Annotated in this window: 26 protein-coding genes; 16 read left to right on the top strand and 10 right to left on the bottom strand. The window is 43.3% G+C overall.

Annotation, left to right across the window (positions count from 1 at the left end):
- The 7 genes from R7Z49_RS09820 to R7Z49_RS09790 all read left to right on the top strand — a co-directional run.
- On the top strand, positions 1 to 252 hold a 252-nt coding region (locus tag R7Z49_RS09820; protein ID WP_318111593.1), incomplete at its 5' end, for an electron transporter RnfC.
- The gene (rsxD, locus tag R7Z49_RS09815) at positions 252 to 1298 is read left to right on the top strand and encodes an electron transport complex subunit RsxD (RefSeq protein WP_005390256.1); all 1047 of its coding nucleotides are present in this window, start codon (positions 252 to 254) and stop codon (positions 1296 to 1298) included. The genes R7Z49_RS09820 and rsxD, both read left to right, overlap by 1 nt.
- 7 nt (positions 1299 to 1305) lie before the next feature.
- Complete coding sequence (gene rsxG / locus R7Z49_RS09810) at positions 1306 to 1938, top strand: electron transport complex subunit RsxG (RefSeq protein WP_053304221.1); 633 nt, start codon at positions 1306 to 1308, stop codon at positions 1936 to 1938.
- A complete protein-coding gene (locus tag R7Z49_RS09805; RefSeq protein WP_005384881.1) occupies positions 1938 to 2630 on the top strand; it encodes an electron transport complex subunit E in 693 nt (230 codons plus the stop codon). The genes rsxG and R7Z49_RS09805 overlap by 1 nt, the downstream gene beginning before the upstream one ends.
- 64 nt (positions 2631 to 2694) lie before the next feature.
- Positions 2695 to 3336: an endonuclease III gene (gene nth, locus R7Z49_RS09800; protein WP_005380743.1), complete on the top strand. Its 642-nt coding sequence runs from the start codon at positions 2695 to 2697 to the stop codon at positions 3334 to 3336.
- A 32-nt stretch (positions 3337 to 3368) separates the two neighbouring features.
- Positions 3369 to 3785 carry a lactoylglutathione lyase gene (gloA, locus tag R7Z49_RS09795; RefSeq protein ID WP_005380739.1) on the top strand — a complete coding sequence of 139 codons (417 nt, stop codon included), beginning with the start codon at positions 3369 to 3371 and terminating at the stop codon, positions 3783 to 3785.
- 150 nt (positions 3786 to 3935) lie between these two features.
- Complete coding sequence (locus R7Z49_RS09790; protein ID WP_005384886.1) at positions 3936 to 4370, top strand: DUF2753 domain-containing protein; 435 nt, start codon at positions 3936 to 3938, stop codon at positions 4368 to 4370.
- A 120-nt stretch (positions 4371 to 4490) separates the two neighbouring features.
- On the opposite strand, the gene motY is transcribed toward R7Z49_RS09790, so the two are convergent.
- On the bottom strand, positions 4491 to 5372 hold the full coding sequence (gene motY / locus R7Z49_RS09785; protein WP_005384887.1) for a flagellar protein MotY: 882 nt from the start codon (positions 5370 to 5372) through the stop codon (positions 4491 to 4493).
- A gap of 341 nt (positions 5373 to 5713) precedes the next feature.
- Between motY and rnt the strand changes: the two genes are divergently transcribed.
- Both rnt and R7Z49_RS09775 read left to right on the top strand, forming a co-directional pair.
- Positions 5714 to 6358 carry a ribonuclease T gene (rnt, locus tag R7Z49_RS09780; RefSeq protein ID WP_005384888.1) on the top strand — a complete coding sequence of 215 codons (645 nt, stop codon included), beginning with the start codon at positions 5714 to 5716 and terminating at the stop codon, positions 6356 to 6358.
- A 28-nt stretch (positions 6359 to 6386) separates the two neighbouring features.
- A complete protein-coding gene (locus R7Z49_RS09775; RefSeq protein WP_017821192.1) occupies positions 6387 to 7712 on the top strand; it encodes a Na+/H+ antiporter family protein in 1326 nt (441 codons plus the stop codon).
- A gap of 78 nt (positions 7713 to 7790) precedes the next feature.
- Here the strand turns inward: R7Z49_RS09775 and R7Z49_RS09770 are convergent, their stop codons facing one another.
- From R7Z49_RS09770 to R7Z49_RS09755, 4 genes are all read right to left on the bottom strand, one after another.
- Positions 7791 to 8420: a DsbA family protein gene (locus tag R7Z49_RS09770; protein ID WP_318111592.1), complete on the bottom strand. Its 630-nt coding sequence runs from the start codon at positions 8418 to 8420 to the stop codon at positions 7791 to 7793.
- A gap of 326 nt (positions 8421 to 8746) precedes the next feature.
- Complete coding sequence (locus R7Z49_RS09765; protein ID WP_262655158.1) at positions 8747 to 9133, bottom strand: hypothetical protein; 387 nt, start codon at positions 9131 to 9133, stop codon at positions 8747 to 8749.
- 193 nt (positions 9134 to 9326) lie between these two features.
- Positions 9327 to 9902 (bottom strand): hypothetical protein, encoded by a 576-nt coding sequence (locus tag R7Z49_RS09760; protein WP_318111591.1) that lies wholly within the window; start codon positions 9900 to 9902, stop codon positions 9327 to 9329.
- A gap of 417 nt (positions 9903 to 10319) precedes the next feature.
- Positions 10320 to 10655 carry a Grx4 family monothiol glutaredoxin gene (locus R7Z49_RS09755; RefSeq protein ID WP_017635833.1) on the bottom strand — a complete coding sequence of 112 codons (336 nt, stop codon included), beginning with the start codon at positions 10653 to 10655 and terminating at the stop codon, positions 10320 to 10322.
- 285 nt (positions 10656 to 10940) lie between these two features.
- Between R7Z49_RS09755 and sodB the strand changes: the two genes are divergently transcribed.
- The 3 genes from sodB to R7Z49_RS09740 all read left to right on the top strand — a co-directional run bounded on the left by sodB (position 10941) and on the right by R7Z49_RS09740 (position 13061).
- The gene (gene sodB, locus R7Z49_RS09750) at positions 10941 to 11525 is read left to right on the top strand and encodes a superoxide dismutase [Fe] (protein ID WP_005396533.1); all 585 of its coding nucleotides are present in this window, start codon (positions 10941 to 10943) and stop codon (positions 11523 to 11525) included.
- A 154-nt stretch (positions 11526 to 11679) separates the two neighbouring features.
- Complete coding sequence (locus R7Z49_RS09745; protein WP_033907342.1) at positions 11680 to 12183, top strand: VC2046/SO_2500 family protein; 504 nt, start codon at positions 11680 to 11682, stop codon at positions 12181 to 12183.
- Between the two features lie 134 nt (positions 12184 to 12317).
- Complete coding sequence (locus R7Z49_RS09740) at positions 12318 to 13061, top strand: SDR family oxidoreductase (RefSeq protein WP_318111589.1); 744 nt, start codon at positions 12318 to 12320, stop codon at positions 13059 to 13061.
- Positions 13062 to 13204: 143 nt separating this feature from the next.
- Here the strand turns inward: R7Z49_RS09740 and adhE are convergent, their stop codons facing one another.
- Complete coding sequence (gene adhE, locus R7Z49_RS09735) at positions 13205 to 15907, bottom strand: bifunctional acetaldehyde-CoA/alcohol dehydrogenase (RefSeq protein ID WP_258494086.1); 2703 nt, start codon at positions 15905 to 15907, stop codon at positions 13205 to 13207.
- Between the two features lie 650 nt (positions 15908 to 16557).
- On the opposite strand from adhE, the gene R7Z49_RS09730 reads away from it, so the two are divergent.
- Complete coding sequence (locus R7Z49_RS09730) at positions 16558 to 17196, top strand: YchE family NAAT transporter (protein WP_005380729.1); 639 nt, start codon at positions 16558 to 16560, stop codon at positions 17194 to 17196.
- Between the two features lie 35 nt (positions 17197 to 17231).
- A complete protein-coding gene (locus R7Z49_RS09725) occupies positions 17232 to 18095 on the top strand; it encodes an ion transporter (protein WP_005380728.1) in 864 nt (287 codons plus the stop codon).
- Between the two features lie 57 nt (positions 18096 to 18152).
- Here the strand turns inward: R7Z49_RS09725 and asd are convergent, their stop codons facing one another.
- Positions 18153 to 19268, bottom strand: a complete 1116-nt coding sequence (asd, locus tag R7Z49_RS09720; RefSeq protein WP_005380727.1) for an aspartate-semialdehyde dehydrogenase — start codon at positions 19266 to 19268, stop codon at positions 18153 to 18155.
- Positions 19269 to 19699: 431 nt separating this feature from the next.
- Here asd and nhaC point away from each other — a divergent pair, with 431 nt between their 5' ends.
- Positions 19700 to 21133, top strand: a complete 1434-nt coding sequence (nhaC, locus tag R7Z49_RS09715; protein WP_005380726.1) for a Na+/H+ antiporter NhaC — start codon at positions 19700 to 19702, stop codon at positions 21131 to 21133.
- Between the two features lie 90 nt (positions 21134 to 21223).
- On the opposite strand, the gene R7Z49_RS09710 is transcribed toward nhaC, so the two are convergent.
- From R7Z49_RS09710 to yejK, 3 genes are all read right to left on the bottom strand, one after another.
- A complete protein-coding gene (locus R7Z49_RS09710; protein ID WP_047103468.1) occupies positions 21224 to 22387 on the bottom strand; it encodes a hypothetical protein in 1164 nt (387 codons plus the stop codon).
- 104 nt (positions 22388 to 22491) lie between these two features.
- Entirely contained in the window at positions 22492 to 23820 is a 1329-nt protein-coding gene (locus R7Z49_RS09705) for an Hpt domain-containing protein (RefSeq protein WP_054577629.1), read from the bottom strand.
- An 82-nt stretch (positions 23821 to 23902) separates the two neighbouring features.
- Positions 23903 to 24901: a nucleoid-associated protein YejK gene (gene yejK / locus R7Z49_RS09700; RefSeq protein WP_005380723.1), complete on the bottom strand. Its 999-nt coding sequence runs from the start codon at positions 24899 to 24901 to the stop codon at positions 23903 to 23905.
- An 85-nt stretch (positions 24902 to 24986) separates the two neighbouring features.
- Between yejK and R7Z49_RS09695 the strand changes: the two genes are divergently transcribed.
- Positions 24987 to 25214 (top strand): YejL family protein, encoded by a 228-nt coding sequence (locus tag R7Z49_RS09695; RefSeq protein ID WP_005380722.1) that lies wholly within the window; start codon positions 24987 to 24989, stop codon positions 25212 to 25214.
- Positions 25215 to 25220 lie beyond the last annotated feature (6 nt).

The following is a 25220-nucleotide window of genomic DNA, read 5'->3' as shown; positions in this document are numbered from 1 at the left end:
GAAGCGGAAGAAGCTGACGCACCTGCCGAGCAAACCGACGATCCGAAAAAAGCCGCCGTGGCTGCTGCCATCGCTCGAGCCAAAGCGCGCAAAGCGAAGCAAGAAACGCAAACAGAGCCTGTTGAAGAAGCAGCTTCCGAAGAACCAGAAGAGGATCCGAAGAAAGCCGCGGTTGCCGCAGCAATTGCGCGCGCGAAGGCACGCAAAGCGCAACAAGAAGCTAATAAAAATAATACTGAGGAGAACGAGTAGTGTCGTTTTTTATTGCCAGTTCACCGCATACCCACAGTCGTCGTAGTACACCAGACTTAATGAAATGGGTGGCACTTTGCGCACTTCCAGGTTTAGTAGCTCAAACCTACTTCTTTGGCTGGGGTACGCTTATTCAACTGATTTTTGCCATTGCAGTCGCTGTATCCCTTGAAGCCTTAGTCATGATCTGTCGTAAACGCTCACCAATGAGAGCGCTACGTGATAACAGTGCAATAGTTACCGCTTGGTTGTTAGCCGTTGCTATACCACCATGGTCTCCGTGGTGGATTATGGTGATCGGACTTATTTTTGCGATAGTAATCGCTAAACACCTCTATGGTGGCCTTGGACAAAACTTATTCAACCCTGCAATGGTCGCTTATGTGGTCTTGTTGATCTCTTTCCCAGTACAAATGACGAGTTGGAGTGCACCGACATCACTCATACCTGATCATGTAAATTTTGCAGATACACTCTCTTTAATTTTTACGGGCTATGATTACGACGGCTTATCACTTCAGCAAGTTCGCTCAGGAGTTGACGGCGTGACAATGGCGACACCACTTGATGCATTTAAGACTGGCATTCTTACAGGTGCCACTCCAAGCGAAGTAATGTCGCAGCCAATATTTGATGGCTTAGGTGGTATTGGTTGGCAATGGGTAAACCTTGCTTACCTTCTTGGCGGCATAGTCATGATCAAAAAGCGTATCATCCAATGGTATATTCCAGCAGGTTTCCTTGCGAGTCTGACTCTGTTTAGCCTAGTGTTCACGTTGCTGACGCCAGGGGAAACTGCGTCGCCAGTTTTACACTTGTTATCTGGTGCAACCATGCTTGGCGCATTCTTTATTGCAACCGATCCCGTTTCGGCGTCTACCACCGTCAAAGGACGTTTAATCTTCGGTGCGCTTATTGGTGCTTTGGTCTTTATCATTCGCAGTTGGGGCGGTTTCCCAGATGGTGTTGCATTTGCAGTGTTGCTTGCAAATATGTGTGTGCCACTGATCGATTACTACACCAAACCTAGAACTTACGGTCACTGAGGTAAACATGTTAACCGCTATTAGAAAAAATGGTCTGACACTCGCGATATTTGCATGTGCAACAACCGGATTAGTCGCCCTTACTCAGTACCTAACAAAAGACCAAATCAAGGTACAAGAGCAAAAACAATTACTTTCTGTTTTGAATCAAGTCATTCCAGAAAACATGCATGACAACGCACTCACGCAAGCTTGTACAATGGTCACGTCTCCAGATCTGGGGACATTACGTGCGATGCCAGTCTACCTCGCCACGAAGAATGGTGAACCAACAGCAATCGCAATAGAATCTATCGCGCCAGATGGCTACAATGGTGAGATAAAAGTGATTACTGGGATTGATAATCAGGGCAATATTTTGGGGACACGCGTCCTAAACCACCAAGAAACCCCTGGTCTGGGCGATAAAATCGATCTTCGTGTCACCGACTGGATCCTGAGCTTTACGGGCAAACAAGTCACGGAAAGTAACTGGAACTCATGGAAAGTTCGTAAAGATGGTGGTGATTTCGATCAATTTACTGGTGCAACGATCACGCCTAGAGCCGTCGTAAAAGTGGTGCGAAATACCGTTAACTACGTAAACCAATCTCGTGAAGACATTCTTAGCCAGCCTTTGGGCTGTGAAGGAGAGCAGTAATGAGTGAAAATAAATTGCTGATGAAAAACGGTATGTGGAGCAATAACCCTGCTCTCGTACAGCTGCTGGGTCTGTGTCCACTACTAGCGGTTTCTTCCACGATAACCAATGCCTTAGGTCTTGGTATTGCAACCTTATTAGTGCTGGTCGGCTCCAACGTCACGGTTTCTCTTATTCGTAATTACGTACCAAAAGAGATCCGCATTCCTGTGTTCGTGATGATCATTGCCTCTCTCGTTACCTGTGTTCAGTTATTGATGAATGCCTATGCGTATGGTTTATACCTATCTCTTGGTATCTTTATTCCTCTGATTGTAACGAACTGCATTATTATTGGCCGAGCAGAAGCTTACGCGTCAAAAAATGATGTTGCACCCGCTGCGCTAGATGGTTTGTGGATGGGCCTTGGTATGACGAGCGTCTTGGTTGTTTTAGGTGCCATGCGCGAATTAATTGGTAATGGCACACTATTCGACGGAGCAGACCTTCTCCTAGGAGACTGGGCTTCAGCTCTACGGATCCAAGTTTTCCAATTTGACAATAGCTTCCTGTTAGCGCTTCTCCCACCTGGTGCATTTATCGGTGTTGGGCTGTTGATAGCGCTCAAAAATGTCATAGATAATTCAATTCAGGCACGTCAACCAAAAGAAGAAAAACCAACCATAGAACGTGCTCGCGTCACTAACGCATAACAAGATAAGGCTCTGTCATAGGAGCCTTTTTCATAAACCGCAGAGACGGTATTGGAAGTCAGCAATGAACAAAATAAAAAGAATCGAAATTCTTGAGCGATTACGAGAAAACAATCCGAATCCTCAAACTGAGCTTAACTGGAGCTCCCCTTTTGAGCTGCTAATCGCTGTATTACTATCAGCTCAAGCAACCGATGTAAGCGTCAATAAAGCCACCGACAAGCTTTTCCCTGTAGCGAATACACCTCAAAGCATTCTTGATTTGGGAGTCGATGGCTTAAAAGAATACATAAAGACCATCGGTTTGTTTAACTCAAAGGCAGAAAACACAATCAAGACTTGTAAGATCTTGTTGGAAAAACACAATGGTGAAGTTCCTGAAGATCGTGCAGCGTTAGAAGCGCTGCCAGGCGTAGGTCGCAAGACCGCAAACGTCGTGCTCAACACCGCTTTTGGTTGGCCAACTATTGCCGTCGATACGCACATTTATCGCGTGTCGAATCGCACTAAATTTGCGATGGGAAAAACGGTTGATGATGTCGAGCAGAAGCTATTAAAAGTTGTGCCAAAAGAGTTCAAACTCGATGTGCACCACTGGCTCATTCTTCATGGTCGTTATACGTGCGTAGCAAGAAAGCCTCGCTGCGGTAGCTGCATTATCGAAGATTTGTGCGAATATAAAGAGAAAGTATACCCAGATAGCTAACGCTATTTGTAAATCAAAGCTAGGAGCAAAAAATGTCAAACGGTCGAATTCTCCACACTATGCTTCGCGTAGGTGATCTAGACAAATCCATCAAGTTTTACACTGAAGTTATGGGCATGCAGCTGCTTCGTACTAACGAAAATAAAGAGTACGAATACACGCTAGCGTTTCTTGGTTATGGTGACGAATCCCAAGGTGCAGTGATCGAACTGACTTACAACTGGGGTAAAACTGAGTATGACTTAGGTACCGCTTTTGGTCATATCGCCATTGGTGTTGATGATATCTACACAACTTGCGACGCTATCAAAGCGGCGGGCGGTAATGTGACGCGTGAGCCAGGTCCAGTAAAAGGCGGAAGCACGCACATTGCATTCGTAAAAGACCCAGATGGTTATATGATTGAGCTTATTCAAAACAAGCAAGCTTCAGCAGGTCTTGAAGGCTAAGCGGCACTTCTAATAATCACTTGTACTGCAAGTTGAACTCCGATTACAGGCAGGTCTGCGATCTGCCTGTCCTTTTATAAACAAAACTCTTTACTTGATAATAGTTATCGTTTAGATTTATCCGCAACTTCGATATGCGGGATTACGATAATGATCAGTGAATGGGAAAAACACACACTTCTAGCCGATACGGCACTTCAACTAGATGACCCTGTTCGCAGCATTCTTCATTACCAGCAAGCCCTAAGCCTGAGTGAAGATATCAGCGAATGTGTGGAAATTGAGGCGGACGAGCGATTATTAATTTCTGTGATTTCTTGTCATAACTTAGCTCAGTTCTGGCGTTGGGCCGGAGATACTGACTATGAACTCAAATACCTTCAACTGGCCTCTGAGAAAGTCTTAACACTTATCCCACAATGCCCAAATAAAGAGTGTGCAAGCTTTATCGACTCGATAGGATGCTGTACTAAGGCGTTGATAGACTTTATGAAGCGTCACCCTAATCCAGCTATTGCCAAACAGGTTGAAAAAATAGATACCGCAACCAATTGCGAAGTCATTGCCAAATTCCGCTTAAACTAACATTCAAATTATACAGCAGGAATCACCGAAAGGTGCTTGGCAAAATACCACTAAAATATTATTAACAACGTCAGTAAATCAAAAACGCCGAAGCTTTCAGCATCGGCGTTTTTATAAGCATCACACTTGGGTTCGCCCTAGAGATATCACGACTCGGCGGTTTTTGTCTTTTCCTATTGGCGAACCGTTATCTGCAATAGGACGACGCTTGCCGTACCCTTGCACTTGAATTCGATCTTCCGGTAGCCCTAGAGACTGAAAATAGTCACGAAGTGACTCTGCACGTCGCTCTGATAAACTTTGACTCGCACTTTTACCATCGGTTGAATCTGTGTACGTCGCCACCAGCACGAGATCGATATCTTGATTATGTCGGATATAATCTGCAATTTGTGATAAACGCTTTTTAGAAGCCTTGGTTAACTGATCACCTTGTCTTTCGTAGTGCAAAATCGTAAAAGCAATGTCCTCAAAACTATATTTCAATAAGTTGGAAATACAGTCGCTAAACGCGTTGTACTTGTTTTGAAATAGTACTGATGACAATGCGACTTCAATTCTCTGATCTCGGCTCTGCCAATCTTGGTAACTAAAAGTCGGATAACGGCCTTTTTCCAGCTCAGACAAAATGCCCCATGCTGTTTGCCCTCCGACATAACCATCAAACTGTTTAAAAAACTTTAGGTTTGTAATTCGATCGGCGTGTTCACCTGGTCGCCAAGGTGGCGGCATAGAAATGAGACTGACGTTACGTGTTTCTCCCATCGGGCGACGCATTTTTAACTCAAAGTCTAAATTGATTTTTTTATTCGCACGAGATGAAAATACCGCATCTCCAAAGCTTGGAATGGGGTGTACAAGCTGACATTCTAATGGTGTATTGACCACCATTTCCCATTGAGATTGCTGTGGAGTTGCAGCATAACGTTTGCCCATCAAAGCGAAGCTGCTTGTGCTAAACAACGAAAATACAACACCACTGGTAATCAGCCATTTCTTCATCTAATACTGTCTCTTAAACGGCAGTCTGTTGCCGTCAAATTGCATCAATAAAACCACTTCAACGGGCATGCAAAAATCTCGCCAATATCGGAATATCTGTCACTCTGCCATTAATGTGAGCCATAGTGTTCCAATCACCTTAACCGCCACTTAGCGTTTTACTTCCTCATGTTTTATCGATTTACATGATGCAAAGTATGGCGAATAAACGTCTACATAATATGCAATACAAACTTATTGATTGGATGCAAAATAGAATTCCGGTTTTCTCTTAAATTGCGGTTTTTCTCATCGGTATAATCTGCAATAATGCAGCCTTCGTCACACAAAAATAAGCCAACATGACACTAGAAAATGAAGCTCTAACCTTGAAAAAACGCTTTCGTGGTTATTTCCCTGTGGTAGTAGACGTTGAGACCGCTGGTTTCAATGCTCAAACTGATGCACTTTTAGAAATCTGTGCCGTTACGTTGAAAATGGACGAACATGGCGTGTTGCATCCGGCCTCCACCATTCATTTTCATGTGGAACCATTTGAAGGCGCTAACTTAGAAAAAGAAGCGCTTGAATTCAATGGTATTCGTGACCCTTTCAGCCCTCTTCGAGGTGCTGTTTCTGAGCAAGAGGCGCTAAAGGAAATTTATAAGCTTATTCGCAAAGAACAAAAAGCCGCAGATTGCTCACGTGCAATTATGGTTGCTCATAACGCAGCATTCGACTTGGGTTTTGTAAATGCAGCAAATGAACGCTGTAAACTAAAAAGAGTCCCTTTTCATCCCTTTGCTACTTTTGATACGGCTACATTAAGTGGCCTTGCTTATGGCCAAACAGTTCTCGCTAAAGCATGCAAAACAGCCGGGATGGAATTTGATAACCGTGAAGCACACTCTGCGCTTTACGATACACAAAAAACAGCAGAATTATTCTGCGGTATTGTCAACAAATGGAAGGCCCTCGGCGGTTGGCCGCTTGTCGACGAAGAATAATAAGTAAACACAACATATTAGGAAAAGTATGAATCCTGTCGTTATATCAGTGTGCGTCATGCTCGTGTTAGCATTGATGCGCGTAAACGTGGTGGTTGCCCTCACGTTTAGTGCCATCGTAGGCGGCCTAGTCGCAGGCATGAGCCTTGGGGATACGGTTGCCGCATTTGAAAGTGGTCTAGGTGGCGGTGCAACTATCGCACTAAGCTACGCCATGTTAGGTACTTTCGCTGTTGCCATCTCGAAATCAGGCATCACGGATCTACTGGCCAAAAGTGTTATCAAGCGCTTAAATGGTAAAGAAAACTCGGCGTCAACTACCGGGTTAAAGTACGCCGTGCTGGTGGCATTAGTGCTTGTCACGATGTCATCTCAGAACGTAATTCCGGTCCATATCGCCTTTATTCCAATTTTGATTCCACCTCTTTTGGGCGTATTCGCGAAACTTAAGCTCGACCGACGTTTGGTCGCGTGTGTTCTTACCTTCGGTTTGATCACACCTTACATGATCTTACCTGTTGGTTTCGGCGGTATTTTCTTAAACAACATTCTATTAAAGAACCTACATGACAACGGTTTGGAAAACGTGGTTGCAAGCCAAGTCCCAACCGCCATGTTACTGCCGGGTGCAGGAATGCTGTTTGGTCTATTACTGGCTATCTTTGTTAGCTATCGTAAACCGCGTGTCTACAAAGAAACTGAGTTGACTGTCGTTGACGAAACCGATCATGTCATCAATAAAAAGCACATCTTGGTTGCAGCACTTGGTATTGTCGCTGCATTGGGTGTTCAGCTTTACACGGGTTCAATGATTATCGGTGCTCTAGCTGGCTTTATGGTGTTTACTTTCGGCGGCGTTATTGCATGGAAAGAGACACACGACGTGTTCACTAAAGGTGTACACATGATGGCAATGATTGGCTTCATCATGATTGCAGCGGCAGGTTTTGCAGCAGTAATGAAGCAAACTGGCGGTGTTGAAACACTAGTACAATCGCTATCAACCAGCATCGGTGACAATAAGCCTCTAGCTGCACTACTGATGCTGATCGTTGGTCTATTAGTAACAATGGGCATTGGTTCATCGTTCTCTACGATTCCAATCCTTGCAACTATCTATGTGCCTCTTGCGCTAGCATTCGGTTTCTCGCCGATGGCAACGATTGCACTGGTAGGTACTGCAGCGGCGTTAGGTGATGCAGGCTCTCCAGCTTCTGACTCTACATTAGGCCCTACATCTGGTCTAAATGCCGACGGTCAACATGAGCACATTTGGGAAACAGTCGTTCCAACCTTTATCCATTACAATATCCCTCTAATCATCTTTGGTTGGATTGCAGCAATGGTGCTTTAATACTATTGTTTGGATGGATATACATTTAGTTACGAAAAAGCTGCTCAATGAGCGGCTTTTTGTTATTCATAACTGTGGTTATTGCGCTGGCATATTGTCAATAATACGCTCACGAATCAGCTTCAAGGTTGGTTCTGTCGACAGGTAATCGATGGCAATCGGAAAATAAGCGTCGTTAATTTTAAGAACCAAGCTAGGGTAAGAGTTCACACCTAGGCTCTTTGCAAGGCTCAATTGATCTTCGAACACACCCTCTAAGAAAGAGCCATCCATGTCATTCTTGAATTGCTGAACATTCAAGCAAATTTCTCTCGCTAGTTGCAAGTGAGTGGCTTCTTCATGAGGAGGCATCGCACGTAAGTAATACGCATGCTGAATCGCTTCTAGCATCTGCTCATAAGAGTCTTGAAAGCCCGCTGCAATAACCGCACGACAAGATTGGTAAGTGCTTCTAACTGGCGTACAAAGCTTCCAGAAATCGTAGTTAAACTTAGTGCCTAACTGGCGCTCAATCTGCTTCCAAATACCTTCGAGTTTTTGTTGCATCTCGGGCGGCATCGGTAAATTAGTATCTGGCGCAAGACCACCAACCACATACTCAAATTGAATCACACCTGGCAGTTGCTGTTTTAGTTTATCCAGCGTTGGTTTGTAACCCCAACACCAACTGCACATTGGGTCATGCACGTAGTAAAGCTTTATATCCACTTTAATAATTAAACCTTTAAAATCATCTCAAAATCTCAGAGTAATTATACAGTCTCATAAGTTGAAAAACTGCTTTATCTTAATAATTCGCTCTAAAGCCAGTCTATACGAGGCGTGTTAAGTTTCATTGTAGATCTTAGGTTAAATAAACAAGTCTGTCAGCTGAGAACTCTAGCCCACCTAGCTCATTTTGTTCGCACAAACTCTTAAAATGTTCAGTACAATACAGAAAGCTCGCTCCTAGCATCTTTGACTTGAAAACAACCTTTTCTGCAACGTCGCTTTCATTAAATACTAACACCTCTACACCTGCTAAGCTGCCATATTCAATTTTTTTGGACGCACTTATCTTCATCTTCTTGCCCAAACTCCAACGGTGTATACAGGTACCATTCCTCTTCTTTATAGCGAATCGATAAGAACTCGCCTACTTTGCTCAATGGCTCTTTTAAAGATGCATAAGCTTTAGGGCAAAGCACTAAGAAAACCCGTAACCATAAACTGATATCAGGAAGTAATGAGTCTTTCTTGAGAACATCTTCAAACTCAATATCTACTTCACCCCATATACTTTTGAAAGAAAAGTTTTCTAATGGCTGCACAAAGATTTTTTCTATTAAATCCATGTCACCTAACTGCCTAGCTACAGAGCTAGGCGTAGTGCTCACGATTTTATATTCATTGTGACAGTCGAAAATTTTATAAACCGTCATTAATCTATCAACTCCTCATGTTTTACTACCAAGTGCTACCTATGGGTAAGTTACTTTTCAAATCATTTTTCATGAAGGAAACAGGCCTAAAAAAGCTGCGTTTTAGAGGAGAAAGCTAATTTTCTCGTCGACCATTACAGTGCTTACAAACCTCAAAATCAGAGAAATAGTATTTTCATATTAATAAAAATCACTAATTAAATGGATCTGTCAAATTAGAAGAAAACATGATGCCATTGAGCTGATTTTGTTCACACAAAGCCTTAAACTTATCTGTACAGTACAAGGTGCCCGCTCCTTCTAACCGAGACTTGAAAACCATTTTGTCTTTAACATCATCGTCAATAAAAACAAGGGTATCTAACCCATCTCGGCTCCCATATGCGATTTTTTCTACACACTTTCTCTTGTTTTCCTGTCCAAAAGTCAGTGATGCATATAAATACCATTGCCCACCTTGGTAGTTAGCAGGTAAAAACTCCCCGTGTTCACTTAGATAAACATTCAATATTTCATATGCCCTCGGAGATAAAACAAGGTATGTTCGCGCCCATAAACTAATATCAGGCAATAGAGAATTGTACTTAAATACATCTTGAAACTTTACCTCCACAGGCTTCCAAATATCTTGCAGAGATTGGTTTTTAATAGCCTGTAATAAGATCCTCTCAAAATAGTCGAAGTCACCTAACTGGCTAGCGATTTCATCGGGACCAGAGCAGACCGTTTGAAATTCTCTTAAATTATCTATTATCTTGTAAACTGTCATAATCCTCCCAAAACTTGGTTCTTAGCGTCCAATGCTGATTTATGATGGGGCTTACTCTTCGAGTGCATTTTGTGCCGAAATAAGTTGGCCTAAAAATTCTGGGGAGTTAAATTGCCTTTAGTGTAATTCCTTAACCAAATACCATTTGTAGCAACTCCCTTATCAAAGACGTGTAAGCAATGATGTTTGAAAACGACTTTACGAAATAGATGGCAGCATACATCGTAATTACACGCCAATATACATCAAAATTCATACTGGAATTTTTGTATACACTAGGCGGGATTAACATGGCTTCGCGAGGTTTACGAGATAGGCAGTTAGAACAAAGCTTTATGTTCATTCCACTAACCTAAAAAGAAAAAGGAGCCAGTACGGCTCCTTCGTATTCTATCGCTAAATGTGAGTATTTACGAATTACTCAGCTTGATCTTCAGCGCGCGCTGCTGCTTCTTTGATTAGAGGCTGCAGTTCACCTTTTTGGAACATTTCTAGAATAATGTCACAACCGCCGATAAGCTCACCTTCAACCCATAGTTGAGGGAAAGTTGGCCATTGCGCGTACTTTGGTAACTCAGCACGGATATCTGGGTTTTGCAGAATGTCTACGTAAGCGAACTTCTCACCACATGCCATTAGTGCCTGTGACGCTTGAGAAGAGAAACCACAGCTAGGTAGTTTCGGTGATCCTTTCATGTACAGCAGGATTGAGTTTTCAGAGATCTGCTGTTTGATTTTGTCGATAGTTTCCATCGCTTCCTCATTCATGGGTTTGAACTTTATTTATTTGCCACATTCTACTCAATAACGACAGAATAAAAACCATATAATTAATAAGGCTTAATTTTAGGTTGCTCATTGGCGAGCAATGCAGCACTTCACCACTGCTAACCTCTTAAAATATTTTCATATCGGGGTTTTAATAAAGTAAAAACTTGCTAAAATACTTAGCAAGTCAGCCTTAAAGGCGACATAGCTATAAAAAAACACTGGAAGCAATCGAAAGGTCATCCTTTCAAATCAATGGAGAATCGAGTAATGGCATTTGAACTACCAGCTCTTCCTTACGCGAAAGACGCACTAGAACCACACATCTCAGCAGAGACTCTAGACTACCACCACGGTAAGCACCACAACACTTACGTTGTTAAGCTTAACGGTCTTATCCCTGGTACTGAGTTCGAAGGCAAAACTCTAGAAGAGATCATCAAGACTTCTACTGGTGGCGTATTCAACAACGCAGCGCAAATCTGGAACCACACGTTCTACTGGCACTGTCTTGCTCCAAATGCGGGCGGCGAGCCAACTGGCGCAGTTGCAGACGCAATCAACGCAGCATTCGGTTCTTTTGAAGAATTCAAAGCGAAGTTTACTGATTCAGCAATCAACAACTTCGGTTCTTCATGGACTTGGCTGGTTAAGAAAGCTGACGGCTCTCTAGAGATCGTTAACACTTCTAACGCTGCTACTCCTCTAACAGAAGAAGGTACAACACCACTTCTAACTGTTGACCTATGGGAACACGCGTACTACATCGATTACCGCAACGTACGTCCTGATTACATGAACGGCTTCTGGGCTCTAGTAAACTGGGACTTCGTAGCTGAGAACCTAGCGAAGTAATATACTTCCCCCTAAGTTCAATTTAGTCTTATTCAAAAGCCCGCTATTTAGCGGGCTTTTTTGTTTCGCCTTCCCTAGCACCTTTAAATAATTCCCTCTTTTACTAAAGTTTTTCTTATCCACGCCGTTAAAAGAGCATCGAGCGAGGAACATCATGCAAATTCATACGTTAGACAAAGCTGCAATTATCAACGAACTTCAGTTCGGTAATGGTATTAACCATGCCGTACACGAAGGTCGTCGTGCGGATTTCTCGCTGATTCTGTCTATGTTCTCTAATGATGTTCGCGATGTGGTCCCAGTTGAAGAGGTCCAGGAAGTCATCACCAGTGACAGTATTCTTCGCCAACAATTGGGTTTATCGCAACCTCAAGCTCTTCGTTCTGATAGCAGCAGCTATGAACTCGCAGCTGAACAAGCGAAACAGTTTCACGATGCAGGATTGCCTTCCGCAAAGCTGAGCCATTACCTAAAACCAGATGCGCTGACTTACCTGCCTGAAGACACATTCAACCTACCAGAGGAGGTTTATCACAACCTATCTGGTCATGAGCGACGCAGATTGGGCGAACGCAACAAACAACTGATCCCAGATGCTGGGCTATATAATCAGCTAGTGACGGCTCAACGTCAGCATCAAATTCAAGCTAAAGCATAGAGATCCGCTTTTTATCCAATAGCTTGCAATACCTACACGTCAGAAATGTGACATCTTACAAATTACCGCACAATAGTCCTCACTCGAAAGCGTTAGTTTGAAGCCTTTCACACTGAACCCAACGAATTTCAACCATGCTATTAGCACAAACCACTGGTGTATTGTTTTTCACATATGGATACAGTGAAGGTGCTATGGATATCAAAGAATCAATTATTCTCGTCACGTCTGCAGGTTCGGTTATAGGAAGAACCTGTGCAAATCACTTTGCTCACCTTGGAGCAACGTTGATTCTTTGTGACCAAAATTCTAGCGCTTTGAGAGCGAGCTATGAGCAAATCAGCGCTTTCACTGACAAAGTGTATGCGATGAATGTGTATAGTGATAACACAACGTCCATTAACTTATTGTTTGACCAGATAGAATCACAGCTACGTGCGACACCAGATGTGATTGTTAATTGCTGGACCAGCTCCCCTATGCCTGGCTTAATGGCGCCAGAACCAATGAGTACTTACATTGATCACTTGTCGTCTGCGGCACGCTTCCTTTATACCTACGGCCAAGTAGGAGCAGAGCGCTTTCGAGCCAGAAACAAGAAAGGCGTCATTGTTAATGTCATTTCTCATGACAACCATGAAGACTTTACGGGAGTTGAAAGCATGGCGGCGTTGGTGTCCGGTTTTACTCACAGCTGGGCAAAAGAACTCACACCATTCAACATTCGAGTGGGCGGCGTTATTCCCTCGGTAAATCATACAAAAGAAGAGCTCAACGAGAGGCACTGGGCTGAGATCCAAGACGAACTAGTCCGCAACACAGCATACATCGTCGCGAATGAATACTTCAGTGGCCGAGTAGTTGCGACCGAAGTGTAAGCATACACAGCAACTCTGTTTTCCCGAGCCAGATGTAACTCCTGCACCAAAATAAAAAAAGCCCCAGTCATTTGACTGGGGCTTTAACCTTTTCCCGATTAAGGTTCCGTGCTAGCGAAAACCTTGCTCACTCGATTTTTTAATTACGCGTCAGCTTTTTCTTTCTTTGCTTTAGGTGCTGCTTTTGCTGCTTCTTGGTCTGCTTTCTTCTTGATAACAGTTGTACCTTCGAAAGTTTCGCCTTCAACAAATGCTTTACCGTAGTAAGAAGCCATCAACACATCTTTAAGTTCGCTGATTAGAGGGTAACGTGGGTTCGCACCAGTACATTGGTCATCGAACGCTTCTACTGCTAGCTCATCCAGTTTCGCAATGAAATCAGACTCAGCAACACCAGCCGCTTGGATAGACATTGGGATGTCTAGGTTAACTTTTAGCTCATCCAACCATGCTAGTAGACGTTCAATCTTCTGAGCAGTGCGGTCACCTTCTTGGCTTAGGCCTAGGTGGTCAGCAACTTCAGCGTAACGACGACGTGCTTGTGGACGGTCGTATTGAGAGAACGCAGTTTGTTTAGTTGGATTGTCGTTCGCGTTGTAACGTACCACGTTAGAGATAAGTAGTGCGTTAGCTAGGCCGTGTGGCAAGTGGAACTCAGCACCCAGTTTGTGAGCCATTGAGTGACAAACACCTAGGAATGCGTTCGCAAATGCAACACCAGCGATAGTAGCTGCGTTGTGTACTTTCTCACGAGCGATTGGGTCATTTGCACCGTTCGCATAGCTTGATGGTAGGTACTCTTTTAGCATCTTAAGTGCTTGAAGAGCTTGGCCATCTGAGTATTCGTTAGCAAGAACAGAAACGTAAGCTTCTAGAGCGTGAGTTACTGCATCGTAACCACCAAATGCTGTTAGAGACTTAGGCATGTTCATTACTAGGTTCGCATCAACGATTGCCATGTTTGGCGTGATTTCGTAGTCAGCTAGTGGGTATTTAGCACCAGTCTTGTCGTCAGTAACAACCGCGAATGGAGTAACTTCTGAACCAGTACCTGAAGTTGTAGTGATACATACAAGCTCAGCTTTTTTACCCATTTTAGGGAACTTGTAGATACGTTTACGGATGTCCATAAAGCGCATTGCGAGTTCTTCAAAGTGAGTTTCTGGGTGCTCGTACATTACCCACATGATTTTCGCAGCATCCATTGGTGAACCACCGCCTAGCGCTAGGATAACGTCAGGTTGGTAGCTAGCCATTTGAGCTGCACCTTTTTCTACTACAGATAGTGTTGGGTCAGCTTCAACATCGAAGAATGTTTGAACTTCCATGCCTTGAGCTTTAAGTAGGCTTACTACATCATCTGCATAACCGTTGTTGAATAGGAAACGGTCAGTTACTAGGAATGCACGTTTCTTACCTTCTAGGTCGCCCAGCGCGATTGGAAGGCTACCACGACGGAAGTAGATTGACTTAGGTAGTTTATGCCACAACATGTTTTCAGCTCGCTTCGCTACAGTTTTCTTGTTGATTAGGTGTTTAGGACCTACGTTCTCAGAGATAGAGTTACCACCCCAAGAACCACAACCTAGCGTTAGAGATGGCGCAACGTTGAAGTTGTACAAGTCACCGATACCACCGTGAGTAGTCGGGATGTTGATTAGGATACGAGCTGTCTTCATCTTGTCACCGAAGTAACGGATACGGTCAGCGTTAGTATCTTGGTTAGTGTAAAGACCAGATGTGTGGCCGATACCACCGATCTCAACCATAGTTACCGCTTGAGCAACCGCGTCTTCGAAGTTGTCAGCACGGAATAGACCTAGTGTTGGAGATAGTTTCTCGTGAGCAAATGCGTCATCGTAAGAAACTTTACCCAGACCTTCACCAACAAGTACTTTAGTATCTGCAGGAACCTTAACACCCGCCATTTCAGCGATTGCATGTGCTGGCTGACCTACGATTTTCGCGTTTAGCGCGCCATCGATAAGAAGAACTTTACGAACTTTTTCTGCTTCTGCTTTGCTTAGTACGTAAGCTTTGTGAGAAGCAAAACGCTCTTTCACTTCGTCGTAGACTTCGTCAACTACGATTGCAGCCTGCTCAGAAGCACATACTACACCGTTGTCGAAAGTCTTAGACATAAGGATAGAAGCAACAGCACGTTTGATGTCTGCTGTTTCATCGATAACAACAGGAACGTTACCTGCACCTACACCGATTGCTGGCTTACCAGAAGAGTAAGCGGCTTTAACCATGCCTGGACCACCAGTTGCAAGGATAAGAGCGATGTCATCGTGTTTCATTAGAGCGTTTGAAAGCTCAACAGAAGGCTGGTCGATCCAACCGATGATGTCTTTTGGTGCGCCTGCTGCTACTGCTGCATCTAGAACGAGTTTAGCTGCATCGTTAGTTGAGTTTTTCGCACGTGGGTGTGGTGAGAAGATGATACCGTTACGAGTCTTCAAAGAGATTAGAGATTTGAAGATCGCTGTAGAAGTTGGGTTAGTCGTTGGTACGATACCGCAGATGATGCCTACAGGCTCAGCGATAGTCATAGTACCTAGGTTGTCATCCTCTTCTAAGATGCCACACGTTTGTTCGTCTTTGTATTTGTTGTAGATAAACTCAGAAGCGAAGTGGTTCTTGATTACTTTATCTTCAACAATACCCATACCAGATTCTTCTACCGCTTGTTGAGCTAGCGGGATACGGGCCTGGTTAGCTGCAAGCGATGCTGCACGAAAGATTTTATCTACTTGCTCTTGAGAGTAAGTAGCGAACTCTTCTTGCGCTTTCTTAACGCGAGCAACCATTGCATCTAGTTCAGCCATATTAGTTACAGGCATAGGGAATCTCCTAAAATTAACAAATATTAAAAACTTTTTACTAAGGCTATTACTTATCGTTTTTACTGTTTATCAGTCACTTAGAAAACAAACGTCTTAGTAAATTGCTTTCAGGACTGAGTATAATATTTCAGAGTGTGAAAAAAATTGACTTGGATCAGTTCTCACCACCTAAATACTACCAAAGTGGTGCCTCATCACACCAAAATGACATAAATCACTGATAAACAAATAAATTAACTTTCATTTTTTATTGAGTAAAAAAGAAGCAAATGGACAAATAAATAAAAGAAACTACAACAACCTGTAAAAAAGTTTCATTTTTGACCAACAAAATTACATGTAGGCCCAATTCTTTGTGCTACTGAGAGTATATCGAACCGAATACATCTCTCTACAAACCACCTTGGTTTTTATCAAAAGTGTGCGAATGTTAACGTTTATGTAAAACAGCGCAATTTATCAGCAACTTTATACGTAACATTTCCTTTCCAGATTAGATACAGTTTATTAAAGAATTAGTTTTTCTCACTTAAATGGCAGGGAATGCGTTAGTTTTTTTCATTTCTTACAACCTAACTTTTGCCTTACATTACGCCCAAATTACCCCTTCTCCTTTTCACTAATGTGAACTTTGATGAGTACGCAACATGCAAACTTTTGAACTTGCTATCTTCTTGCAGTTTTTTCTCGGTTTGGTCGCCGCAGTAAACCCTGTTGGTATCATGCCTGTGTTTGTGTCACTAACCGGGCATATGACACCAGACGAAAAGCGCAATACGGCAACAACAGCAAATGTGGCTGTTGCGATCATCCTGATCATTTCGCTTTTTGCTGGTCAGTTACTGTTAGACATGTTCAGTATTTCTCTGGATTCGTTTCGTGTCGCTGGCGGGTTGCTATTACTTAGCATCGCATTCTCGATGATGAGCGGTAAACTGGGGGAAGATAAGCAGAACAAACAAGAGAAAACGGAATACGTCAGTCGTGAACAGATTGGTGTGGTCCCTCTTGCAATGCCTTTAATGGCAGGGCCTGGTGCAATCAGTTCGACTATTGTTTATGGTGCACGCTACCCAAGCATGTTCGATACCGTGGGCATTAGTATTACGATTGGTTTGTTCTGCCTTTGTTCATGGCTATTGTTCCGCTCTGCCCCATTGATCGTACGATTTTTAGGTCAAACTGGAATCAACGTCATTACTCGTATCATGGGTTTGATATTGGGCGCGCTTGGCATAGAGTTTATTGCGAATGGCTTACGCAACTTATTTCCAGGATTAGCCTGAGTTTCTATAAAATTGTATGATAGAGCGATTCAACAATGGATCGCTTTGTCATGACGACTGACTCTCTTAAACATACTCTATATGTCACCATTTTTGGTACTCATACCAAAGCTGGTAAAACGTTCGATATTGCTCTCATTATCGCGATCATCAGCTCGTTAATCGTACTGGTGTTAGATTCGATACCCTCCGTTCGGGCCGAGTGGGAAAAAGAGCTGAAGTTTATTGAATACACATTTACTGGCCTATTCACGATTGAATACCTTCTAAGGCTTTATTGCTCTCCTAAACCTGCCGCCTACGCAAAGAGTTTTTATGGTGTCGTCGATTTACTTGCGATTTTGCCCACTTATTTAGCACTCTTCTTCCCATCCGCTTCGTTTATGGGTGTGATCAGGGCGCTGCGAGTGATGCGAATATTCCGCATACTCAAGTTAGTCCGATACCTCCAAGAGTCCAATATCCTCTTACGTTCACTGCTTATGGCGCGCAGAAAGATTTTTATCTTCTTTAGTTCCGTCGCCATTATGGTAACGATTTTCGGCTCGTTGATTTTTATCATTGAAGGACCTGAAAACGGATTTACTAGCATTCCTAAGAGTATTTATTGGGCGATCGTGACCATCACAACGGTTGGGTATGGTGACTTGGTCCCTCAAACAGACCTAGGTAAAGGGCTTGCATCACTCACCATGTTACTGGGTTATTCCATTTTGGCGGTACCTACAGGTATTTTCACTGCCGAACTGCACCAAGAGATGCAATCGCACAAAGTATTGGTGAAATGCCCAAACTGCTCCCACGCAGGGCACGACTCTGACGCAATTTACTGTAAACATTGTGGTAGTGAACTGGCCGATCCAGACAAAAGAGTCGTCCGAACGGAAGACGACGCATGAAAAAAGAGCTCCCTACGGAGCTCTTTTATTTTGTCATCAAATAAAGGATTGATGTGATTATGCTTTCTCAGACAGAATAATTCTCAGAGTACGACGCAATGGCTCCGCAGCACCCCAAAGCAGTTGGTCACCAACAGTGAAAGCATTTAGGAAATCATCACCCATTGCCATCTTACGTAGACGACCCACTGGTACAGACATTGTGCCCGTAACTTTTGCCGGTGTTAGCTCTTGAGCAGTGATGTCACGGTCGTTAGGAATCACTTTCACCCAATCGTTATGAGTGGCGATGATTTCTTCGATTTCGTCCATTGGTACATTTTGTTTAAGCTTGATAGTAAGTGCTTGAGAGTGACAACGCATCGCGCCAATACGCACACAAGTACCGTCAATTGGGACAGGTGAACTTTGAGAACCCAAAATTTTATTCGCCTCGGCGCCCGCTTTCCACTCTTCTTTACTCTGACCATTATCGCGCTTCACATCGATCCATGGGATCAACGAACCAGCTAGTGGCACACCGAATTTATCGGTAGGGAAAGAGCCGCTGCGCATTGTATCCGCGACTTTCTTATCGATATCTAGGATAGAGCTTGATGGGTTTGCAAGTTCAGAGCTAACAGAGTCATTGATAACGCCCATTTGCGAGATCAATTCACGCATATTTTGCGCACCAGCACCAGATGCGGCTTGGTAAGTCATTGCGCTTGTCCACTCAACAAGGCCTTTCTCAAATAGACCACCTAGCCCCATTAGCATTAAACTAACCGTACAGTTACCACCGACAAATGTGTTCGTGCCACCGTGGATGCCTTGTTGGATTTGCTTTAAGTTCACTGGATCAAGTGTGATGATCGAATCTTCAGCCATACGTAGCGTAGAGGCCGCATCAATCCAGTAGCCTTTCCAACCAGCCTGACGAAGTGCAGGGAAAACTTTTTCTGTGTAGCTACCACCTTGACAGGTGATTACCGCATCAAGCTGTTTTAAGCTTTCAATATCATACGCGTCTTGCAGTAAGCCTGCGTCTTTTCCTAAGTTAGGAGCAGGAATACCAACTTGAGAAGTACTGTAGAATACTGGTTCGATTAGGTCGAAGTCTTTCTCTTCAACCATACGCTGCATAAGGACTGAACCAACCATACCGCGCCAACCAACTAAACCAACTCTCATCGTATTAACTCTCCATGTATTAAAAAACCTACCCCATAGTTAATTTTTCACAGCAAAATCTCAACCCCTATTTTGTAAATAAGCGCGTTTTTTAACCTTTTCCTCTGAAAAACCGGGTTACACGAGATTTTTTAGTGTTTGGTTTGCGGTTTTAACCATTTTTCAAGTAGGGAAAGCACTTTAGCCCCCTAATTGGTCTTACCACTCAATGAGAAAATAACACATGAAGCACAATAATTTCACATTACACAACATTTAAAACCAAAAAAGTTAAAACAAACTAACAGTTAATTTCACAAGCAAACGTTTTTACCGACGAACATCAAGATAAAACACCAAATGTTCGAAATATAATTTTTGTTAATGTATGTTATGCGCGATTACAACAAGGAGCGCCTTCCTCTATTGCTCCAAGATTGACAGAGGCACATATGAAGCAAGTTACACCACGCCTACCAAGCTTGATACAGGTATTTATCTCGCTCGGTTTATTTCTCCTGCTGGCATTTTCGTTCACAGCCAAGCTAGACCTACCGATTCAGCTAGCGCTATACATCGGTTGGTTCATTGTCATGATATTGGGCATAAAGCTTGGCCATCAGTATAAAGATCTGGAAAAAGCAGCACTAAATGGCATTTCCAATGGACTTGGAGCCGTTTTAATCCTTTTGGCCGTTGGCGCGCTTGTAGGTACTTGGATCTCTGGTGGTATTGTTCCAACCATTATTTACTACGGCCTTAAAGCAATCCACCCTTCCATCTTTTTGCTGGCGACCATGATCATCTGTTCATTGACTGCGCTAGCGACTGGCACATCTTGGGGTGCGGCTGGCACGGCAGGTATTGCAATGATGGGTATCGGTCAAGGTCTTGGTGTTCCTGCGCCAATCACTGCAGGTGCCGTACTTTCAGGCTGTTACTTTGGTGACAAAATGTCGCCTCTATCGGATTCAGTAATCCTTGCTTCATCTATGTCTAACGTTGAAGTGATGGAACATATTAAAGGTATGTTGCCGATAGCACTCATTAGCTACATTATTACAGGCATTATGTTTACTGCATTTGGCTTCCACTACGCAGGTCAAGTTGACATGAGCCAGGTAGACTCTGTCATTAAAGCGATGGAACAGCAGTTCTACATCACCCCTTACTCATTTGTTCCTGTGATCATCGTATTGTCACTTCTAGCGATGCGTATGCCTTCATTCCCAGTGATCAGTTTTGGTTCTCTGCTAGGTATTATTTGGGCAGTGATGATCCAAGATGTCGATTTCCTAACCGCGTTCAACACGGCTTGGGCTCCGTTTGCAATCTCATCTGGCGTAGATTTCATTGACTCAATCCTTAACCGTGGCGGCATGTCTTCAATGCTTGGATCGGTAGCGGTTATCGTATTCGGCCTTGGTTTTGGCGGTCTACTAGATAAAGTAGGCGTGCTAGAGACTATCGCGAAGCTGTTTGAAAAACGCGTTCAAAGTGCAGGTTCATTGGCAACAAGCACAATTGGTACGGCCTTTATGGGCAACGTATTTGGTTCAGCGATGTACGTTTCACTTATTCTGACCCCAAAAATCTGTGCGAAGAACTATGACCGTCTAGGCTACAAACGTAAGAATTTGTCTCGTAACGCAGAATTTGGCGGCACGCTAACCTCAGGTATGGTCCCTTGGAGTGACAACGGTATCTACATGGCCAGTATTTTGGGTGTTGCTACACTGTCTTATGCCCCGTTCATGTGGCTGAGTTTTGTATGTATCATCGTAACGATCTTCACTTCTTACATGGGTTGGTTTGTTGATAAGTGCGAACCAACAGCAGAAGCAGTTGAAGAAGCTGAAGGCGAATTAAAGCAGCAAACCGCTTAACTTCGTAGAGATAGGAAGAACCTCCCTTCCGAATTCAATACTAAAAAAGAGCACTTTAAAGCGCTCTTTTTTTATTTCCAAAACAAATCGTTAGCTTTGTTTGACTGGCGTTTTCACGGCTGCACGCTTCCCAAACCAATAGCCCAAGCCAAGCGGTGCAAAGAATATAACGGCAATGAACAGAATAAAGTAGATGATGGTACTTTTGACAAGTTCAATCAGCTTAGTCATTGCGAGATTCACAACCTCTTGCGACACTCGATCCATATCTTGAGCAAACTTCTCGCGCTCATGGGTAATGATCTGTGCGATTTCTTGACGTTCTCTGGCAACCATCAGCTCTATAGCTTGGCGTTCTTCACCCAACTGAGATAAACGCGCCTCCGTCCTTTGATCGATATCGTCAACCAAAGGTTGTAACTCCAGCGCCATTTGTTCTGCCAAATAACGCATGTACTCTGGGTTGTTATCGATAAAATCCCTCATCGAATCAGCGGTAACTTGCAAACTATTGAGCGCCGCATTGACTTTTTCGATACTGGCAGAGCTATTCAAGGCCAACAACTGCGCTTTCCACGTCATAATTTTTGGTGTCTGTTCTGATACCAGACTTAGACGTTCAGAGACATCCCCAAGTGCTTCTGGCATCGTGCCTAGCGTTGTAACGGCTTCCTCTTCGCTAATTTGGTTTGCATCTAACCACCCACGGTAAGCCGGAGTCCTAATCATGCTTAAATCAGCGAATGGATGCTGCTTGGCGAACTCTGCAACAAACGTTTGTGTCTTGATGTATGCTTCTTTCTTCAATAAAGATTGAGCCAGTTTATCTACCTCTTTCGCTAAATAAACGGAAACTAACTTGGCCTCATCAGACGCAAAGAGCTCATTACCAGAAGCGGTAGTAAAGAACTGTTCCATTTGTAGCGTGAAAGTCCATGTATCAATCAGTGCAGCCATTGGGGACACTTGATACGCAGAAGCTTGGATGCCTTCTTCAGCATTTATCTTCCAAAGTAAAATATAAGATTGATGAACTTTATCATGAGGATCATATTGTTCGTGTAGTGCATCTGCTGCTTGCTCAACCTGAGCAAAAAACTGCTGCGCATACTCACGAGTCAAAAGACGCATATTGAGCTCTTGTTTGGTAAGAGGGACGGTTTGACTCTCGATCTTGACTTCGAGCAGGGAGCACCCTGAAAGCATCATAACCAGCCCTATCAACATCATTGAAGACATTCGGCGAACGGACATGAAAACACCTTTAACAAATTGTATAGAACAGGAATAAAGCGAACTAAGTCATATAGTTCGAGCCTTTATTACCTCAACTCTTATGACATTAAGTCAGAGCAATATCAATCTGTTAGCGCTTCTGTTATCTTTTCACTATTGAGAACATTATTAGCAAAAAGTATGGTTTGTTTTAGGACATCATCTAAACATGCCAACTTCTCTTCCGGCACTTTTTGCCCTTGTTTAATCAACAGTTCAATATCACCCGAAATACAGTGCAATGGCATTGCACCTAAACTCCCTGAGACCCCTTTAAGACTGTGTGCGGCTCTTTGCGCTTGCTCTTTATCCTCTTCTAACAGCTGATACATTTTAGTGCCATCGCCAGAGTGGTCCTGAATAAAGACCTCCAGTAACATCCGCACAGCGCCCTCGTCACCAGACAGAGAATCTAACATTTTATTGATATCTATGTACGGCTCACGTTCCACTACTCCCACTTGTGATGAATTCACCTCATTACAACTTTTTTCGTTCATTTGGACGTTTTGAAAATTTTCTGACTGAGCTGAGGGAACAGTGTTAGCTCCATTTTCATCATCGCCAACTTGCTCTGACTTTTTATCATCGGTTCTGGGTAGTGGTATCGGTTGAATCGTTTTTGGGGAGAAGGCTCCCCATGAAATGAGGAAAAGGAGCAAACCACTGATTACAGACAGCCAAACAATAAAAGTCATTAGCTTCTGTTCCAACTGATCATTTATCGAAGTTAACTGGTTCGGGAAATCTGGATTAAGCAGTTGATTAGATAAATAACTGCCCTGTGCCTGAGCAGATAGTGCGCTTGAGGTTTGAGCAAGCTGGCGCTGAAGAGCACTTCGCTCTTCGGGAGAGAGTGCCTCTGATTCAATAAAAAGTCGGTCTAAGTCACGGTAAGTATCGCTATTCGTTGCAGAGTCACTAAAGACAGACTCAAAAACAAGCGCACCTAAGCGATAGTACATTGCCTGAATTTGCTCAGAGTTTTCTGTTCGAGCACGGCTGCTTCGTAACTGTTCAGCTAACGAAACCAATTCACTGTCACTTCTTACAAAAGCTCGAGCACTTTCTAAAAATCGGTCGGTCGTATAAAGCAATTGAGTGATGTCTGGTGTGATTTTCCCTTCAGAAAACTCACTTTCAAGCTGTAAGCGAACTGCATAAGCCAACTGAAGTTTCAGTGAAATTTGGTCGACGTGTTTAACACGGTAAGGCAGATCGAAGTTAAAAAAGTGCCTGACTTCTTCAACTTTACTTCCTAACTCATTTACAGTCGAAATCGTTTGAATCGTTTGTTTGGCTTGCAGCCAAATGCCAAGTGCTAAAACACTCCACAAAACGAACCAGAACCAAACAAACCGCCGTATTCCTTCTTTTAGCTTCAGCAACACTTGACCCTCGCATATCTCCATTAATTACAAGCATATACTATGGATGTTTCTTATTCACATAAAAAAAGAGAGCCGTTTGCTCTCTTTATTTAACGATATGATTTTAATTGCGACTTAACTGATCTTTTAGATTTGGAGGCGTCCCTTTAATCGTTAAGGTATCCGTCTCTGGATCATAAAAAATACGCTCGCCAAGTAAGAGACTATCGAAGCTAATATTCAAACCACCACCAGCTCCAACAAATTTAGTCAGTTTGCGAACCGTCGCACGATCACCTGGGAAAGACTCTTCAAGTTCGTACCCTTGCTCTTTGGTGAAATCCATAAAGCTCGTGCCATCTTGGCTTTGAGGAAGCTCTCCGGAAAGTTCTGAGATTTGAACTTCATCACCGGATTTAATTTGCTCATTGCAGTAGTCGTAAACTTGTTTCTTGTACTCGTTCACTTCTTGCTTTTCTAGCTTCGAGTCAGCACAAAAATCATCCACCGCCTGCATCAACACTAAGTTTTGTTGTTTAGTATCTAAGCCAATATCCGCTTGCAGAAAATCTAGGAAGAAGTCCGCCACTTTACGGCCAACGCGTCCTTTAATGTATTGCAGATAACGATTGGATTCCTTGTCGGTCTCGTAGCTCGACAGGTCGATGCGTGCGGCAATATCCATTTTGGTGATATCTAAGTAATCTGTCGCACTGATGTCCAAACCTTCGGTCACTTTTAAACTTTGATTCATTGGTAAGATACCGATGAACAAGTAGTCCGTTGCTAAACTCTGATACTCAGCGAAAACCAAGATACCTTCATCCGCAAATGGGTACTTAATCAACTCTTCTTTCAAGCGATTTGCACTAATTTGTGAGAAGTCGTAAAAATCTCGCTCTCCTTTGCGCATTTCTTGAAGCCAAAATTGAAATTCGCTGTCTGACTGGAAAGCGCCAAAACCTTTACCAGCTTTAGAATGGAATACTCGGTGAAGCTCAGCGACTAAGTTTTCTGTAGATGCATCGTTCTCTAATGATGCTGGACGAAAGTTTACAACCAGCTCGTCCTGATCGTTTTTGCACAGTTGATGCAGAATAACGTTTGAAAGATGAAGACTCATAGTGATTTTATCTTGCTACAAGGTTTTAGTTGATGGGCATTGTAGGTTATCATAAGCCGCTTTTACTATCATTATTAGAGTCTTTATGCCGATTACATCTAAATATACTGACGAGCAAGTAGAAAAAATTCTTGCTGAAGTAGCAACAGTTCTTGAAAAACACGCTGCTTCTCCTGAGTTGACGCTAATGATTGCCGGAAATATCGCAACCAATGTCTTAAATCAACGTGTTGCTGCTTCACAACGCAAAGCGATTGCTGAAAAATTTGCTCAGGCGCTGATGTCTTCTTTAGAAACACCAAAAACACACTAATCACGG

Source organism: Vibrio sp. 1562 (assembly GCF_033340155.1).
GTDB classification, from domain to species: Bacteria; Pseudomonadota; Gammaproteobacteria; order Enterobacterales; family Vibrionaceae; genus Vibrio; species Vibrio alginolyticus.
The sequence above is the reverse complement of the archived record's forward strand: the minus strand, read 5'-3'. Positions and strand labels throughout refer to the sequence as shown.